The organism is Shewanella sp. 1311 (assembly GCF_059338235.1).
In genome coordinates, this window is sequence record NZ_CM181686.1 from 1,737,800 (window position 1) to 1,753,370 (window position 15,571).

16 protein-coding genes are annotated in these 15,571 nt (G+C 45.9%); 8 read left to right on the top strand and 8 right to left on the bottom strand.

Annotated features, from left to right (window positions below; translation table 11 throughout):
- Positions 1 to 77 precede the first annotated feature (77 nt).
- The 3 genes from AC5YB3_RS07880 to AC5YB3_RS07890 all read right to left on the bottom strand — a co-directional run bounded on the left by AC5YB3_RS07880 (position 78) and on the right by AC5YB3_RS07890 (position 2,905).
- Positions 78 to 944, bottom strand: a complete 867-nt coding sequence (locus tag AC5YB3_RS07880) for a sterol desaturase family protein (protein ID WP_494526903.1) — start codon at positions 942 to 944, stop codon at positions 78 to 80.
- Positions 945 to 1,087: 143 nt separating this feature from the next.
- Positions 1,088 to 2,119: a DUF2804 domain-containing protein gene (locus AC5YB3_RS07885; protein WP_268649751.1), complete on the bottom strand. Its 1,032-nt coding sequence runs from the start codon at positions 2,117 to 2,119 to the stop codon at positions 1,088 to 1,090.
- A 222-nt stretch (positions 2,120 to 2,341) separates the two neighbouring features.
- Positions 2,342 to 2,905 carry a porin family protein gene (locus AC5YB3_RS07890; protein WP_494526904.1) on the bottom strand — a complete coding sequence of 188 codons (564 nt, stop codon included), beginning with the start codon at positions 2,903 to 2,905 and terminating at the stop codon, positions 2,342 to 2,344.
- A gap of 146 nt (positions 2,906 to 3,051) precedes the next feature.
- Between AC5YB3_RS07890 and AC5YB3_RS07895 the strand changes: the two genes are divergently transcribed.
- The 4 genes from AC5YB3_RS07895 (at position 3,052) to AC5YB3_RS07910 (ending at position 6,351) form a co-directional block, all read left to right on the top strand.
- A complete protein-coding gene (locus AC5YB3_RS07895) occupies positions 3,052 to 3,618 on the top strand; it encodes a YajG family lipoprotein (protein WP_006080278.1) in 567 nt (188 codons plus the stop codon).
- 29 nt (positions 3,619 to 3,647) lie between these two features.
- Complete coding sequence (locus tag AC5YB3_RS07900) at positions 3,648 to 4,232, top strand: peptidylprolyl isomerase (RefSeq protein WP_494526905.1); 585 nt, start codon at positions 3,648 to 3,650, stop codon at positions 4,230 to 4,232.
- Between the two features lie 73 nt (positions 4,233 to 4,305).
- Positions 4,306 to 4,626, top strand: a complete 321-nt coding sequence (locus AC5YB3_RS07905; protein WP_006080276.1) for a hypothetical protein — start codon at positions 4,306 to 4,308, stop codon at positions 4,624 to 4,626.
- A gap of 309 nt (positions 4,627 to 4,935) precedes the next feature.
- On the top strand, positions 4,936 to 6,351 hold the full coding sequence (locus AC5YB3_RS07910) for an AmpG family muropeptide MFS transporter (RefSeq protein ID WP_259519873.1): 1,416 nt from the start codon (positions 4,936 to 4,938) through the stop codon (positions 6,349 to 6,351).
- 120 nt (positions 6,352 to 6,471) lie between these two features.
- Here AC5YB3_RS07910 and AC5YB3_RS07915 read toward each other — a convergent pair whose 3' ends face one another.
- The gene (locus AC5YB3_RS07915) at positions 6,472 to 6,957 is read right to left on the bottom strand and encodes a YajQ family cyclic di-GMP-binding protein (RefSeq protein WP_006080274.1); all 486 of its coding nucleotides are present in this window, start codon (positions 6,955 to 6,957) and stop codon (positions 6,472 to 6,474) included.
- A gap of 155 nt (positions 6,958 to 7,112) precedes the next feature.
- Here AC5YB3_RS07915 and AC5YB3_RS07920 point away from each other — a divergent pair, with 155 nt between their 5' ends.
- The 4 genes from AC5YB3_RS07920 (at position 7,113) to AC5YB3_RS07935 (ending at position 10,460) form a co-directional block, all read left to right on the top strand.
- Entirely contained in the window at positions 7,113 to 7,475 is a 363-nt protein-coding gene (locus tag AC5YB3_RS07920; RefSeq protein ID WP_494526906.1) for a VanZ family protein, read from the top strand.
- Positions 7,476 to 7,524: 49 nt separating this feature from the next.
- Positions 7,525 to 8,460 (top strand): ketopantoate reductase family protein, encoded by a 936-nt coding sequence (locus tag AC5YB3_RS07925; protein WP_494526907.1) that lies wholly within the window; start codon positions 7,525 to 7,527, stop codon positions 8,458 to 8,460.
- A gap of 351 nt (positions 8,461 to 8,811) precedes the next feature.
- Positions 8,812 to 9,150 carry a P-II family nitrogen regulator gene (locus tag AC5YB3_RS07930; protein WP_006080270.1) on the top strand — a complete coding sequence of 113 codons (339 nt, stop codon included), beginning with the start codon at positions 8,812 to 8,814 and terminating at the stop codon, positions 9,148 to 9,150.
- Positions 9,147 to 10,460 carry an ammonium transporter gene (locus tag AC5YB3_RS07935; RefSeq protein ID WP_259582246.1) on the top strand — a complete coding sequence of 438 codons (1,314 nt, stop codon included), beginning with the start codon at positions 9,147 to 9,149 and terminating at the stop codon, positions 10,458 to 10,460. The genes AC5YB3_RS07930 and AC5YB3_RS07935 overlap by 4 nt, the downstream gene beginning before the upstream one ends.
- A 167-nt stretch (positions 10,461 to 10,627) precedes the next feature.
- Here the strand turns inward: AC5YB3_RS07935 and AC5YB3_RS07940 are convergent, their stop codons facing one another.
- The 4 genes from AC5YB3_RS07940 to AC5YB3_RS07955 form a co-directional block, all read right to left on the bottom strand.
- Positions 10,628 to 12,148: an EAL domain-containing protein gene (locus AC5YB3_RS07940; protein WP_494526908.1), complete on the bottom strand. Its 1,521-nt coding sequence runs from the start codon at positions 12,146 to 12,148 to the stop codon at positions 10,628 to 10,630.
- A 173-nt stretch (positions 12,149 to 12,321) separates the two neighbouring features.
- Complete coding sequence (locus AC5YB3_RS07945) at positions 12,322 to 13,194, bottom strand: DMT family transporter (protein ID WP_494526909.1); 873 nt, start codon at positions 13,192 to 13,194, stop codon at positions 12,322 to 12,324.
- Positions 13,195 to 13,389: 195 nt separating this feature from the next.
- Positions 13,390 to 14,238, bottom strand: a complete 849-nt coding sequence (kdsA, locus tag AC5YB3_RS07950; RefSeq protein WP_006080266.1) for a 3-deoxy-8-phosphooctulonate synthase — start codon at positions 14,236 to 14,238, stop codon at positions 13,390 to 13,392.
- 64 nt (positions 14,239 to 14,302) lie between these two features.
- Entirely contained in the window at positions 14,303 to 15,550 is a 1,248-nt protein-coding gene (locus AC5YB3_RS07955; protein WP_494526910.1) for a DUF819 family protein, read from the bottom strand.
- Between the last annotated feature and the right edge of the window lie 21 nt (positions 15,551 to 15,571).

Below are 15,571 nucleotides of genomic sequence, written 5' to 3' on the forward strand. Positions count from 1 at the left end.
GAATATAGGCTAGCAAGGCTAAATTCAAGACTCTATTAGCCATTTGCGCTATTTAACTTGGAAAATACAGTGGATTGTTATTCCTCACTTTTTAAACTGCTGTTAGGCGGAGCAAACAAGATACGTAAGCGTTGTTTAACACTCAAGCCTGCCGCGGTAACCTCAGCAAACATGTCTCGCCATTCGCTAAACGTCACTTTAAGGGGATTAAAACTATTCACAGGCTTAGTGATACCGTAGATCACTGTCTCCACTTCGGGCTCAAAAGTGCCAAACAGCTTGTCCCAAATAATCAGCACACCCGCATAGTTTTTATCTATATATTGGGGATTACGACCGTGGTGCACCCTGTGATGTGACGGCGTATTGAAGACCCATTCCAGCGGTCCGAGTGATTTAATCGCTTGGGTATGCACAAAAAATTGCAATCCCAGATTGAGTAATACCACAAACACCACCCAGTTTGGGTCGAAACCTATGACCACCAGCGGCAACCAAAACACCCACATGCCCGCAAACGGATACATTAAACTCTGGCGAAACGCAGTGCTAAAATTCATATTCTCAGAGCTATGGTGCACCACGTGAGCCGCCCACATCCAGCGCACTCTATGGCTCGCCCTGTGGAACCAATAATAACAAAAGTCCTGCGCGATCATCAAAGCAATAAAGCTTAATGGGCCCATTTCAATATCGAATAACTTCCAACCAAACATCGCCAGATACAGCTTAGCGATCAACAAGCCAGTGAGTAGATCGGCGCCTTGATGCATGGCCGCGAGGCTGAAATTACACAGCACTTCTTGGCCGCGATAGCGTGCAGTTAACGGTAGCTTTTGTCTTTTATCGCCAAAATACCATTCCAGCAAAATACACACGAAAAACAACGGCGCGAGCACGAGCAGTAACACTTCGGGGTGCTGGATCAGCGAGGCGATATCCATATAAGGTCGTCCTGTTCTCTTGTTGTTTTATGATTATTTTTAGTGTTTTTTATATCGATTCTGAGCGAATTTTATAATCCGCATTAAACGCAACAACACAGACAAAAGTGGTCGATTAGTCGCGTTTGACGACCTGCATTCGGTTACCAGCGGGCATAGTGATCTTCGGCAAGTCCCAGCACATTATTCAACTGGTAACTGCGCCCTTGATTATCGGTAATCGTGCCGCTGAAATGACCGATGAATTGGCGAAAATTGCTCTTAAGCAAGAGCAAATTACGCTTTTCACTGCGGCAATTACGCGCTGCAAACTGTAGATCCACTTGGCCATTTTGACTGTAAACTCGCCAGACTTCGGCGCCGAGCGTGGCGTGACGATCAAATTCAAACTGCACTGGTCCGAGTAAATGACGCTCGCCATTAATCCAAAAGACATTTTCAGTAGCGCCGGTTTCATTGACGCCCGCAGCTAAATTAAGCCCCATAATGCCCTCATGGATCCGCGCGTTGATCGACGCCCAGCGCCAACTCGTATCGCGGCGCATGTAACCCGCCGAAAAATCATAACCAGCTAAAGCGTGATTCAGCGGCTGCGGCTCATGGGCTACAGTCAAACTACCTTTAACCGTCAAACCATTATGCTTTTGTGTGTAAGTCCAGCCGTTATATCCAGTAGGACTACACATGGCCATAGGCAAACTTAAGGGTGCTGAGTGCAAAGTCACATCGGCTTGAATATTTTTAGTATCAATCATTAACCGCCAACCGCCCTCTACAATCTCAAAGCTTAACTGCGCCCCTTTACGGCCAATACGACTTTTACCCTCAGCGGGTGATGGCGTCATTTGATAGCCAAATCTTAAAGGTTTTAGCCAATCAAGCTGAGTGAGAGTGTTGGTTTTTATGTCGTATAAATAACAAAACGCACTGCCGACGTAAGCAATATCGGCAAGTGCGATACCAAGGACATAACGCGGTGTGACCAAAGAGACAAACTGAAATTGTTTATAATCGAAATGCTTGGCCCACGCTGAAGCGGGTTTATCCATAGTATCGAAGTAAGCAAAGTCCACTAAACCTAAGGTTTTAACTATGCCATCAAAATGGCCGAAATGGGGTAAGCCCTTGGGATTGATCAGGCTATCTGGGGCGATTTGCGTTGCTATCGTTAACATGACTAAGCCTTACAGAAAGGACGCGGGAGCATTTGTGCTCTCTCATTCTAAACATCGAATTTTTACTCTAACCTGTCCCCCTTTGCATTAAAAGAGTGCAAGGCTAAAATGTTGTCACTTTGTTGCGGGCGAGTATTCTGTTTACAGCTCTAATATCCAAGGTTCTAAAACGAAAAAAGCGCCAAGGGCGCTTAATTGAGGCTAATTGATAATATTTGCGAGTTAGAATCGATAACTCACGCCAAAGTTGACCCCTTGCAGCTCTAACTCTTTCATTGGCACATATTGGTACTCAAGATTGAGTCCAAAGCCAGAGCGAAAACGATATTGCCAACCTACAGCGCCGTAAAATCCTACATCATCCGAATCCATCTCTTGCTTATCCATCTCATAACTCACTTTGGTATAAGCGGCGCCGAGCTTGGCGTACAGACTATTACCACGAGACAACGCATATTCGCCATAAGCAGTGGTTCTGATACCTTGGTAATGTAAATCTTTGATTTCACTGATACCACTAATAAGTGCACTCGCCACTCCACCCGTCCCCGTTAAATAACCCGCTTCAACCCCAAAATTCTCGTTGAGCATATAACGGTAATATAAGTCGCCACTCAGGGTGTCACCGGCATCATATTTACCATTCTTAGTTTCAAACTCTTGGCTACCGTAACCTAAACTGCCGCCGAGTATATGGGCAGAATCCCCCGCGAATGCATTGGTGCTCATGATGCTTGACGCCAGTGTCAGGCCCACAATGAACGAAATTAACGACAGTTTTGGCATATTTTGCACCTAAAGAAATGAACTAACCCATAGTGAACGCTGGATATTATCACTAAAAGCTGTACTCCAACTGAATCGAGGTGTTCTGTGGCATCAAAAGTGATTTCTGGTATGCTGTAGCCACTTTTACTTGTACGAGAGATCCCATGAAACGGCTATTACTGACTTTGACTTTTCCCCTGCTGTTCGCGGGCTGTGCCAGCCAAAATCCGACTCATATGGCTTTCAGTCCCCAAGTGCCCAATATCAGCCAACAAACTGCACAACGTGTTCCTATCTCTCTTGAAACCGTAGATACACGCACCGTCGATTACGTGGCGCGCTTTATTGAAGAAGGGACAAAAACACGTTTGGTCGGCCCGAGTGAACCGCCTAAATTGCTGCTCGATGAAGTATTCCGCGCCGGCTTTAGCCAAGCGGGTTATCAAATCGATCCTAGCGCGACTAATTCAGTGCAAATTCAATTAGAAGAATTGCAAATGGATGTCACTAAAAAGACTTTTGGCTATGAGGCAAAACACAGTGTGTTAATCGCAGTGCAAGCCAAAAACTCAACCCAAGAACTGGTTAAACGTTATAAGGCAAAAGGCACCTTGAAAGGCCCTTTAACGCCCGATTTTGCGACCTTAGAGCTGGATATGAATAAATTACTCGGCCAACTCACAGGTGAAATTCTCAATGATCCTGAGCTTAATCAGTTTCTACAACAATAACAGCGTCAGTTTATTATAAGGAAATCAATATGCTCCGTTGGATATCAGCCCTCTTATTTCTCTTTATGAGTCACAATAGCCTCGCACTCGACATTCAGGCAGATACCTTGTATCCCAGAGTCGAGTTTGACACTAGCTTAGGCAAAATAGTGGTCGAGCTAGATAGGACACGCGCACCTATCACTGTCGATAACTTTTTAACTTATGTCGTCAAAGGCGAATACGACAACACGATATTTCACCGTGTGATCAGTGACTTTGTGGTGCAAGGCGGTGGACTCACCCCTAGGTATGAAGAGTTGCCAGACGGCAAGCCGATAATCAACGAATCAGGAAATGGTCTCACCAACAGCATAGGCACTATCGCCATGGCGCGGGAAAACGAGCCGCACTCAGCCACGCGCCAGTTCTACTTCAACGTGGCCGACAATACTAAGCTCGACCCATCCAAACGCCGTTGGGGTTATGCCGTATTTGGTGAAGTGATTGAAGGTAAAACTGTCCTCGAAGCCATGGCTGTCGTTGAGACAGGCACGAATACTAAGCTCAATTGGCCTGACGTCCCTGTGACACCTATAGTATTGAAAACCGCTAAGTTATTACCTAAACAGTAATCCAAAAATAATTTCGAGCAAAAGCGCTAATTTTGCATCTATACTGTTACAGCAAACAGAAAGGAGGCAAACGATGACGGCAACTGAGTTCATCGATAATAAAGCGCCCCAACTCGCCTTTTATGGAAAAGCGTTTTTGAGTGAAGAACTCGACTTCCATGAAGTGCAACTTTACTTATGGGACACGTTAGAAGAATGGCAACAATTGAATTCGACTGGCGAAGCGCAAACGGAAACTGAAAAAGTGTTTTGGCACTTGCTCCACAGCTTTAACAGGTGGCCTGACTGTGTGATCCGCGGTAATCAATATCTGCGTAAGCAAGTAAATGATTGCTGTGACTATTTGAGTTTAGGCGGCCGAGTGCCGCAGGGATGCGTCGGGATAAGACCTTAAGTTCAGCATTCCTATCGATAGAAAATGGCCCTGTTATCAGGGCCTTTTTTATCGCGCAATTAATTCCTCCCCCTTCATTTTTGTGATCTCTTTTACTCAAGGTATTAATACAGGCAATCAATGCCGACAATTAATGCTGACGATAAAAACCGCTGTAAACGCTTAGCAACAGAAGATTAACGCTTAAGCCATATTCAATCACCAAAATGCGCCAAACGAGAGCCTTATACAAAAGGAATGCCATTAGCCCTTGAACCCTATGGCACCTTACCCGTAAGCTAGGCGGATTAAACACTTAGACTCATACCTATGTCCGCAACAGGTTTTATTCAACGTACACTCGATGCGCTCAGTGTCTATTATCACAAGCGGGTTTTGATCCTGTTATTACTGGGTTTTTCCGCTGGTCTACCATTAATGCTGGTATTTTCAACGCTATCCTTTTGGTTGCGTGAAGCCGGTGTTGATCGCACTTCAATCGGTTATTTCAGCTGGATAGCCTTGGCCTATGCGTTTAAATGGGCTTGGTCGCCTTTAGTCGATCGACTCTCGATACCACTGTTAACTCGCTTTCTAGGCCGACGCCGCAGCTGGATGTTGTTCGCTCAGCTGTTATTGGTGGGGGCTATCTTAGGTATGTCGTTCAGCGATCCGCTCAAGGATCTCGAACGCTTGGCACTGTTCGCGTTAATGGTCGCCTTTGCTTCCGCCACCCAAGATATTGTGATTGATGCCTTTCGAATTGAATCCGCCCCAGAAAAGATGCAAGCCGCATTAGCCGCCGCCTATCAAGTGGGTTACCGCAGCGCCATGATTATCGCCACCGCAGGTGCACTCACCATAGCGGCTTGGGTCGAACCCGGTAACACAGCATACAACTTAGTCGCCTGGCAAACCTCTTATCTGATTATGGCGGGATTAATGTCCGTGGGGATTTTGACCACACTTTTTAGCCGTGAGCCCGAAGTCGATACCCGCGCCGCCGATGCCACCGAATTAGCCTTAAAGCAACGCTTAAGCGCCACTTATCCAAGAGTTATCGCCGCTGGCATGTCATGGGTATACACGGCCAGTATTTTGCCTTTTATCGACTTTTTCAAACGCTATGGCCGCAGCGCTATCCTCATCCTATTGCTGATTTCTTGCTACCGGATCTCAGATATTGTGATGGGCATTATGGCGAACGTCTTTTATGTGGATATGGGCTTCACTAAGGAAGAAATTGCCTATTTGAGTAAGATCTATGGCCTGATCATGACCTTAGTCGGCGCAGCCTTCGGCGGTGTTTTGTTAGCGCGTTATGGCACGATGAAGATCCTTTTCCTTGGCGCTTTGTTGGTTGCCGTAACCAATCTGTTATTCGCGTGGCAGGCAGTGATTGGCTACAACGTACCCTTTTTAACCTTTGCCATTTCCGTAGACAACTTTAGTGCCGGAATCGCCACGGCGGCTTTTATCGCCTATCTATCGAGTCTCACCAGCAGCGGCTACAGTGCAACGCAATATGCCTTACTGTCTTCGATTATGCTGCTGTTCCCTAAATTTATCGCGGGCTTCTCGGGGGCTTATGTCGACGCATTTGGCTATGTGAACTTCTTTGTCGCCGCCAGTGTGATTGGTTTTCCTGTGTTGTTTTTGGTTATCTTAGTCAACAAGTATGCACCGCACCCCAGCACATCATTAATGGATGATTCGTCAAAAAGTGCACCAGCAAAATCGGATTAAGGTCTCATAGCACTTATGCCATCAATATAAAAAAGCCCTCACACCTTAGTGTGAGGGCTTTACATTTAAAGACGAAATGGCTAACGCGATACTGCATCACGTTAAACCAATTCTGCTCGATTAATCTTTAAAGTTATCAAATTGGAAAGGCTGGCCTAACTCAGATTCACGTGCCAACGCCATGACAGCTTGTAAATCGTCACGTTTTTTACCTGTAACTCGTACTTTCTCGCCCTGAATAGACGCTTGCACTTTAAGTTTGCTGTCTTTAATTAGCTTGACCAGTTTTTTAGCGATTAAGGTTTCTATACCTTCTTTAAACTTCACTTTTAGGGAGAAGGTTTTACCGCTGTGGATGGCTTTCTCATCGACTTCCATCGAAGACGGATCCACATTACGTTTGCTCAGTTGCATACGTAAAATGTCCACTAATTGTTGGCATTGGAAGTCATCTTCAGCGGTTAACGTGACCACATGATCCTTATATTCCACGTCAGCCGTTTTACCGCGAAAATCGAAACGTGTCGCCAGCTCACGCTTAGTATTATCAACCGCATTACGCAGTTCAACTTCATTCACTTCTGACACAATATCCATTGAAGGCATAGTTTTTATGTCCCATATCAAATTAATATGCAGCTAGTTTACCCACACACAGGCCTAAGTTGAAGGTAAAGCCTAGAATAAAAGCGTAATCATGGATGACTTTAGTGGTGGATTTTCCTATCATTGCCCCACTCTAAGCTAATGCAAACATATTTGTGATAACTAAAAATACCCTATTTAAGCTGCCTTTAGCCGTAGCCTTTGTCGTGATCAGTTATCTGGTATTTTCCAGACCAACCTATTCGCAAAGTATTCCGAATATCGACAAGGTAGGCCATCTTGGGAGCTTTTTTTGCCTCTCCTATCTCTCCTACCTCGCTTTCAAACCTAAGTGGTATTGGCTATCGCTCACATTGGCAAGCTATGCCATTTTAATTGAGCTAGTGCAATCGCGTTTACCCTACCGTAGCGCCTCTGTGGCGGATGTCATTGCCGACTTTGCGGGCATAGCGCTGTTCTACTTTTGTAATTGGGCCTATGGCAAATACTTCCGTGCGGCGCAGTTGCGGGAAGATTAATCCGAACGCTTTCAATTGGCACTGATACAGAAACCTTAAGGCTGCGAATATGACTCATGCTGTGGATATTGCCATTTTAGGTGCAGGTGCCGTTGGGCAACTGATCTGTCGCCAATTGACAGTTGCGGGCATGAATGTCGGTTTTATCGGCCGTAATGCCCTCGAATCTGGCCAGCAAGTACTGAGTTTCACCCCATTAGCGTCTGCAGATGACCATCAACAGATACAAGCTATCCCGTATTCGGTGCCTATCTTAACTGCCGATGCGCTCGACAATATCCGTCTGGTGATTGTCTGCGTTAAAGCCTATCAAGTGCTCAATGCGCTCTCTCCCTTGCTCAAGCAACTGCCTAGCCAATGCCATATTTTGTTATTACACAATGGCATGGGACCTCATTTAGCGCTGGCACCGCTGATTAATGCGCAAGCCAATGGCAGAGGGCTAAGCCTAGGGACAACGTCCCAAGGGGTGTTACGCCAAGCCCCTTGGCTGATTAAGCAAACCGGACAAGGGCTGACTCAGCTGGGGCATTTCACAGGCGCTGAACTGACGGAGCATTATCGCAACGCTTTGCTGGCTGCCATTCCGAGCAGTGAATGGGTCGATGCGATTGTGCCTTGCCTGTGGCAAAAACTCGCAGTCAATGCCGCCATCAATCCGCTCACGGCGCTATATCAATGCCCCAATGGCAAACTAGCTGAGCCAGATTTTAGTGAAATGATTAAGGGTATTCTCGATGAGTTGGTCATGGTTGCCGCACATGATGGCGTGTCGCTTGATCAATCATTTTTGCACGACAGGGTCTACCAAGTGATCCGCCTCACTGCGGGGAACTTCTCGTCGATGCACCAAGATATTGCGCATCAAAGGCGAACCGAGATAGACCAAATTAACGGCTATATCTGTGAGCGTGCACAAGCGCACGGTTTAAGTGCGCCAGTCAATGCCGAGCTTTGGGCGCGAGTCAAACAGCTAGCAGTTTAAGCGAGCACAACCAGCCTAGTTAAGTTAAAGGCAATAAATTGATTAATAAGGATAACCTGTAAATCGCGATTTAATTTCCCGCACTCATGCAGCGTATTAAAACGCTGACTCCCCTCGCTTTATATCCACTCGACACTATCTGCACTGATACTTGCCAGCAGAACTCATCTTGCACCAATAAAACGCACCAAATCAGGGCGATTTGATTCTGTTTTGCACCGTTTTGCATCAATTCTTGATGCTATTTCGGTGCGACTGAATGTTAACGCAATGATAATAAATGCTTTGTTTATATGGCCTGATTCCTGCTTTATTCCAATAAATTGAGTCTGAAGTTTGTTGGAGAGAAAATTGAAACTGGTCACCGCAATCATTAAACCGTTCAAATTAGACGATGTACGTGAAGCCTTAACTCAGCTCAACGTCCATGGCATGACTGTCACTGAAGTGCGCGGCTTTGGCCGCCAAAAGGGCCATACAGAATTGTATCGTGGCGCCGAATACGCAGTGGACTTTTTGCCTAAGATGAAGCTCGAAGTCGCCATTCACTCCGATCAAGAAGAAGCCGTTATCGAAGCCATTATTGCCGCGGCCCATACAGGCAAAGTGGGCGATGGCAAAATCTTTGTGACCGAACTCCAACAAGTCGTGCGCATTCGCACTTCGGAAGAAGGAGTGGATGCCCTATGATACTAGCGAACTTCAGACTTAGTTTTAAATATCTATTGATATTATTCAGTATGTTGGCGACCAATGCTGTCGCCGATGAGGGTCAGTTCAGCGCCGCGAATACTGCGTGGATCTTAAGCTCATCCGCGCTGGTGTTGTTGATGACCTTACCCGGATTAGCCTTATTTTACGGCGGTTTAGTACGCAGTAAAAACGTACTCTCGATATTGATGCAATGCTTCTCTATCGCCGCCCTTGTCTCAGTTTTATGGTTTGCCATAGGTTATTCGCTCGCCTTCGATGCGGGCAATGGATTTATCGGTGGCTTAAATAAAGCATTACTGTCTGGCATTGGCCGAGATAGTCTCAGCGGGGATATTCCTGAGCCCCTGTTTATGCTATTTCAAATGACCTTTGCCATCATAACGCCAGCTTTAATCATCGGTGGCTTTGCCGAGCGAATGAAATTCTCAGCTGTGCTCATCTTTTCAGGGGCTTGGTTATTATTGGTTTATGCGCCGATCACCCACTGGGTGTGGGGCGGAGGCTGGTTAGCCCAGCTAGGACTATATGATTTCGCGGGCGGAACCGTAGTACATATTACCGCCGGGGTTGCAGCACTCGTGGCCGCTAAAGTACTAGGTCCGCGCAAGGGATTTTTAAACTCAGCGATTATGCCACACAACCTCACCATGACAGTCACAGGTGCGGGCATGCTGTGGGTCGGTTGGTTCGGTTTTAATGGTGGTAGCGCGCTTGGCGCCAATGGCACTGCAGCCATGGCGATTCTAGCAACTCATCTCGCCGCTTCTATGGGCGCGATGACTTGGGCAGCAATCGAGTGGATTAAGTTTGGCAAACCCAGCGCCCTTGGCATAGTCACAGGCATGGTAGCAGGCTTAGGCACTATCACGCCGGCGTCTGGTTATGTTGGCCCAGCGGGTGCCTTAGTAATTGGTTTACTCGGCGGGATCGTGTGTTTTTACTCAACGGTTTATATCAAACAGAAACTTAAGATCGATGACTCCTTAGACGTTTTCCCCGTGCACGGGGTCGGCGGTATTCTCGGAACCCTTTTGGCCGGTGTGTTTAGCTCGACCCAATTAGGCGTCTTTAGCGGCTACGGTTTTGCGGCCGTGAACGAAACCATGATAGACCAACTTGGGGTACAGATTATCGGGGTCGCGGCAACATTCACTTATACAGCTGTGGTCACTTGGTTACTGTTCGTGATCATCCGTAAACTACTTGGCGGCCTTCGTGTCAGCACAGAACAAGAAGTTAACGGCTTAGATTTATCGGAACATGAAGAAACTGGCTATAGTCTTTGATTAAGCCTCTAGCCAGAGCTGTTAACCAGAAACTTTAAAAAGAGACTTTAACGCTAAGCTTTCAACCAGAGGCTTAAACCAAAGCCTTTAGCACGCACTTTTAGCTATAACGCTTGAACAGCAATAAGGGCACCTAAGTGCCCTTATTGCTGACTGATTTTATGATGCTAACGTTTAAAATGCTCGACTAACCATAGCTTTAAATCAGCGAGTTTCATCGGCTTAGCAAAGAGATACCCTTGCAGAAAATGCACTTGGCGACTGGTTAAATAATCCGCCTGCTCCTGCGTCTCAACCCCCTCTGCCACCACGATATAGTTCATCTTGTGGGAGAGCTCGATAATAGTATCGAGCACATGGGAAGTGACAGAATCTTGCCCTATGGTATCGATAAAGCATTTATCAATTTTCAGATAGTCTAACGGCATCGTTTGCAGCAGGGATAAAGTGGTTTGCCCAGTACCAAAGTCATCGATTGCCACAAGAATTCCTAACTGTCGCAAGCTTTCAATACACTGGCAAATATCCGGCGTTAACAATTGCCGTTCGGTGATTTCAATCAAGGGCTTAACGCCAATACGCTCCAGGGAATCCCGCAGATGAATAAATTTCGACTCGATATCATCCTGCGTAAAGTGTTCTGGCGCCACGTTAAACGCAACTCTAAAGCCCGGTTCGACCTTCATATCGGCAAAATCTTTTAATGCCCGCTCAAAAATATAGTTGGTCAATGGGACAATTAACTTGCCCTCTTCGGCAATGGGAATAAACAAATCAGGCCGCACTAAGCCCATTTGAGGATGCTGCCAACGCACTAATGCTTCAACGCCTTTGACCTTACCATCCTCGGCACAAATCACAGGCTGATAAACTAAGAAAAACTCTTCGTTTTCTATCCCACTGCGAATGTCATCGGCAAGGGAATGGCGAGTAACCCTTGAATAGAGCACAAATAGGATAGTACCCGTAATCAAGACTATGCTAACGGGCAAAGAAATGGCCAAAAATATCCAGAAGAAATGCCAGAAAAAGGCAGGTGACATTGCTAATAACACTGAAAAATTGTGCTTATCAGAATCGAGCGTCATCACCTCATTTTGTTTAAATTCGGGTGACTCAGGAATCGTTTTACCATTTATAGATAAAGCGACATTGATCACTGCGCTGGGAAACACATTGGGCTGTGCAAAGGAGTCTAATAAATATTGCCCTTCAATAATCACAGCGGCGCCGTGCTTAGATATCGGTTCCCAGTCTAATGTCACTATCGCTGGTACCTCAGGCATATAAGGCGTGCTGCCAACAATAAACTGGCTAGATATTTCAAAATTTTCAGTAGTACTAAGTCTACCTAAAGGAACATCGATATCACCTCTTTTAGATGAACAATAAAAACGTTGCGGATCAAATATTAAAGCCGAGCGAAAGTAAGGTTGGAACAACATATAGTTGTATAACTCTCTGCATTCAGTCTCCTTCAGCGCCAAGGCATAATGGTTTATCTCATTTGCATGTGAGATCAAAGTATCAATGTGGCCGACATAAATAGCCCCCATACTTTTGGCTTTATCTTCCAAAAAATTCTGTGCTAAGAGATAACTTGCGACCACAGCAACCCCAATGGGAAACAATATCACTGCCAGCCATTGCCACAATGGCAGATTTAATTTTGCTATTTTTCTTCGCATAGTTCTCTGTTTAGTTCCTTAACTCGCACAGCACTCGGTTAAAAATGGTATCAAAATCTAAGCTGCAAGGTATGTATATGTTTGTATCTCAGTTCATATCAGCTTGATATAAACTGGCTAAATCGCATTTTATTCTAGTATAAAAAATCGACATGGTATCAATGAGTTTGAAACTATTCCCACATCACTAAAATGGCGGCGATAGCAATAAGGATTAATCCAAGCATATCTTTTATCTTCACTTTTTCCTTCAGCCAAAAGGTGGCAATTAAGATCATAAAGAAGACTTCAACTTGACCTAAGGTTTTTACATAAGGCACAGCCTGCAACGACATAGCACTAAACCAGCCGATAGAACCTAAACAACTGGCGGTACTAGTGAGTAAGGTTAGCTTAGGTCGCTGCCATAACGCGGCCAGTGTGGATTTATCCTTAAGTAACAGATAACTGACTAACACTAAGGTCTGTAGACTAATCACGAATAACAGCACCCAAGCGGCGCTATGGGGGAAGCCGATATTCAAACACAAACTCGCCTCCCGCACCCAGAGCGATGTCAGCGCAAACGAAGTACCACAGGCTAAACCAATCAATGCTGTATTGAGCGACAGACTTCGCAGGCCTTGTTTGGCACTCATCAGAAAAATCGCCACACCACCCAGTAATACACCCGACCAACCTAATGGTGATAAATGAGTGCCAAAAAACACTGTGCCTAATATCGCCGCAACCACAGCTTCACTCTTAGCCAGCCCAGCCCCAATAGCAAAATTCTGCAGCTTAAACAGTTTCACCATCAAACCCGTCGCGAGGATTTGCATCGCCGAGGCGCCTAAGATAAAACCGATAAAACGGCCGCTAAAATCGGGGACTCCGACATCCTGCCAAAGATATAAACCTACCAGATACACGGCGGCAATGGGCCCAGCCCAAATAAAACGCGCTAAGGTCACGCCCGCAACACTCACCTCTTTACTCAGCTGGCTTTGAAACGCATTACGCCAAGCCTGCATAAATGCCGCCAGCAAAGTTAGTAAGATCCACATGAAGGTATTCCGTAAAGAATGAGGTCGGCAATAAAGACGAGGGTTAGGCAAACCTCATCATAAAACATTAATGTTTCAGATAGCTACAGGGTTATAGCCATCGGATTATTTCAGCTGAAAAACAAAAGCCCCGAACGAGTCGAGGCTTTGGGATTAAATCATTAAGTCACTAATTCATTAAGTCTTAGCTTGCGATTACTTGCTGGTATCGATTGGCTCGAAAGATTTAACCAAATCGTCAATCGCTTTCATCTGCTTCAGATAATTTTCTAACTGATGCAAAGGTAAGGCACATGGGCCGTCGCACTTAGCGTTATCAGGATCGGGATGGGCTTCAATGAATAGACCCGCTAAACCCAGCGCCATACCGCTGCGCGCTAACTCGGTCGCCTGTGCACGACGTCCACCAGCAGAATCGGCACGGCCACCAGGACGTTGCAGCGCATGGGTCGCATCGAAAATCACTGGGTAGCCAGATTGCTTCATCTCATCCATGCCCAACATATCAACGACTAAGTTGTTATAACCAAAGCTTGAACCACGTTCACATAGGATGATCTCGTCATTACCCGCTTCATTAAACTTAGTGATGATATGGCGCATTTCGTGCGGCGCTAAAAACTGTGGCTTCTTCACGTTGATGATAGCGCCGGTTTTTGCCATAGCGACAACCAGATCAGTCTGGCGGGCTAAGAATGCTGGCAACTGAATGATATCAACCACTTCAGCAACAGGCGCACACTGGTGCACTTCATGCACGTCAGTGATCAAAGGTAAGTTAAAGGTCTTTTTAATTTCTTCAAAAATCTTCAAACCTTCTTCCATGCCAGGGCCACGGTAAGAGTTGATTGAAGAGCGATTCGCCTTATCAAAGGACGCCTTAAACACATAAGGAATACCCAGTTTTTGGGTCACTTCGGCGTAGGTTTCAGCAATCGACATAGCGAGATCGCGAGACTCAAGCACGTTCATGCCACCAAACAACACGAAAGGTTTATCGTTAGCAATCTCGATTGAACCTAGGTTTATGATTTTATTACTCATCGCAACTTCTCTCTAAAATGCTGGAACCTTTCCCAGCGATGAACTGAATATAGGGCTAAGACCGCTATGCTGCAACTAGCTGTAAAAGTTGACCACAGAGCCACGCCATGTAAGTCCCTAACGCATAACCAAATACGGCTAACAACACACCAACAGGCGCTAAAGCGGGGTGAAATGCCGCAGCAACAACAGGGGCAGATGCCGCACCGCCGACATTTGCTTGACTACCCACGGCCATGTAAAACAGCGGCGCTTTTATCAACTTAGCCACCAATAACATAAAGCCAGCATGCACTATCATCCACACAATACCGATTAAAAAGTACAAAGGTGTGTCGAGCACTTTACTCACATCCATATGCAGACCAATCGTCGCCACTAGGATGTAAAGGAAGGCCGACGCCACTTTCGATGCCCCCGCCGCCTCTAAATGGCGTACTGGGCTGAAGGACATCGCCAAACCAATGGTTGTGACTATCACCACTAACCAGAAAAACTTAGAAGTTAAGCTGTAATCTTCGGTCCAAGGGTAGTTCGCTTCAAAAAATGGCCCAAGAAAATCGGCGGCCATGTGGGCGATACCTGTGATCCCAAAGCCAACGGCGACAATCAGCATAAGATCGCGCAGATTAGGAATGCGTGCATTTTCAGCGTGATACTTTTCAACTTTTTCTTTTAACGCTTCAATTGCTGAGGTATCGGCACCCGTTCTGGCATCGATTTCTTTCGCCTTTGAGGCCATAAATAGCAACACGGCCATCCAGATATTGGCGACAATCACATCGACTGTCACCATCACAGAGAAAATATTGCCACCTACCGCATAGATTTCTTTCATCGCCGCTTGGTTTGCGCCGCCACCAATCCAGCTTCCAGCTAAAGTCGTCATACCGCGCCATACTGCATCGGGACCATCTACCCCGATCAAAGAAGGCTCGATAACAGACACTAATAGCAAAGCAATCGGGCCACCGATGACAATGCCGACAGTGCCGGTTAAAAACATGATTAAGGCTTTCGGCCCTAAACTTAAAATAGCTTTTAAATCAACGCTTAAAATTAATAAGACTAAACACGCTGGCAGTAAATAACGTGACGCCACAAAATACAGTTGTGAGGTATTACCGTCGATCACCCCAAAGGTATTCAATAATGATGGCAAGAAATAGCACAACAAAAGGGCGGGAATAAAACGATAAAACTTCTGCCAAAAAGGATGACTACTGCTGCTGGTATAAAATACAAAACCTAGAATTGTCGCGAGTATCCCTAACGCCGTGGCATCGTTCGTCACTAAGGCCGTGCTTGTCATGCTAATTTCTCCCTGTTAATA

What these genes read in the sequence shown, in the direction of transcription:
- AC5YB3_RS07880 (WP_494526903.1), bottom strand. Translation starts at nt 944, where the DNA reads ATGGATATCGCCTCGCTGATCCAGCACCCCGAAGTGTTACTGCTCGTG.
- AC5YB3_RS07885 (WP_268649751.1), bottom strand. Translation starts at nt 2,119, where the DNA reads ATGTTAACGATAGCAACGCAAATCGCCCCAGATAGCCTGATCAATCCC.
- AC5YB3_RS07890 (WP_494526904.1), bottom strand. Translation starts at nt 2,905, where the DNA reads ATGCCAAAACTGTCGTTAATTTCGTTCATTGTGGGCCTGACACTGGCG.
- AC5YB3_RS07895 (WP_006080278.1), top strand. Translation starts at nt 3,052, where the DNA reads ATGAAACGGCTATTACTGACTTTGACTTTTCCCCTGCTGTTCGCGGGC.
- AC5YB3_RS07900 (WP_494526905.1), top strand. Translation starts at nt 3,648, where the DNA reads ATGCTCCGTTGGATATCAGCCCTCTTATTTCTCTTTATGAGTCACAAT.
- AC5YB3_RS07905 (WP_006080276.1), top strand. Translation starts at nt 4,306, where the DNA reads ATGACGGCAACTGAGTTCATCGATAATAAAGCGCCCCAACTCGCCTTT.
- AC5YB3_RS07910 (WP_259519873.1), top strand. Translation starts at nt 4,936, where the DNA reads ATGTCCGCAACAGGTTTTATTCAACGTACACTCGATGCGCTCAGTGTC.
- AC5YB3_RS07915 (WP_006080274.1), bottom strand. Translation starts at nt 6,957, where the DNA reads ATGCCTTCAATGGATATTGTGTCAGAAGTGAATGAAGTTGAACTGCGT.
- AC5YB3_RS07925 (WP_494526907.1), top strand. Translation starts at nt 7,525, where the DNA reads ATGACTCATGCTGTGGATATTGCCATTTTAGGTGCAGGTGCCGTTGGG.
- AC5YB3_RS07935 (WP_259582246.1), top strand. Translation starts at nt 9,147, where the DNA reads ATGATACTAGCGAACTTCAGACTTAGTTTTAAATATCTATTGATATTA.
- AC5YB3_RS07940 (WP_494526908.1), bottom strand. Translation starts at nt 12,148, where the DNA reads ATGCGAAGAAAAATAGCAAAATTAAATCTGCCATTGTGGCAATGGCTG.
- AC5YB3_RS07945 (WP_494526909.1), bottom strand. Translation starts at nt 13,194, where the DNA reads ATGTGGATCTTACTAACTTTGCTGGCGGCATTTATGCAGGCTTGGCGT.
- kdsA (WP_006080266.1), bottom strand. Translation starts at nt 14,238, where the DNA reads ATGAGTAATAAAATCATAAACCTAGGTTCAATCGAGATTGCTAACGAT.
- AC5YB3_RS07955 (WP_494526910.1), bottom strand. Translation starts at nt 15,550, where the DNA reads ATGACAAGCACGGCCTTAGTGACGAACGATGCCACGGCGTTAGGGATA.